This window comes from Salicola sp. AFF1, assembly GCF_056783195.1.
In genome coordinates this window covers 1-407 of sequence record NZ_JBXAYL010000138.1, presented here as the reverse complement: position 1 = coordinate 407, position 407 = coordinate 1, and the positions used below count along the sequence as shown (strand labels likewise).

Genomic DNA, 407 nt, shown 5'->3' with positions numbered 1-407 from the left:
CTAGGAGTCTGCGCGGCAGAAGATTTTAGGTCCCGGTTTGAGTCGAGTGGGTCAGTATCCAGCCGGGATTGCTTCCAGCAACGCCGCCTGGGTTAAGACATCGATGCTCAGCCGTGGGCGCTCAACTTGGCGGCCAAGGTGCTCCCTGGCCTGGAGCCGTGCCTGGGCTCCCTCATCAGACCTACGCCAGGCTCATCCGGGAACTCATACGCCTGAGATTCAGCGCCAGACATACCAGATCCCACTCACCCTGTACGGCATCCAAGCCCCGCATACTGAATTGGCGAAAGCCCAGCACATGTTTGATCCAGCCATTGACCGCCTCGACCAGGTGTTTTCGCCGGGCGTAGACTTGTCGCCCCTGTTCCGTGGCTAGTTTTTGTGCCATCCGGGCCGTAGCCGGATAC

At 60.0% G+C, this 407-nt stretch carries 1 protein-coding gene; it reads right to left on the bottom strand.

The window, feature by feature from the left end; translation table 11 throughout:
- Window positions 1-181: 181 nt before the first annotated feature.
- Window positions 182-407, bottom strand: a 226-nt coding sequence (locus tag AC1RQI_RS17080) for a transposase (protein ID WP_481905812.1), incomplete at its 5' end; no start/stop codon positions are given.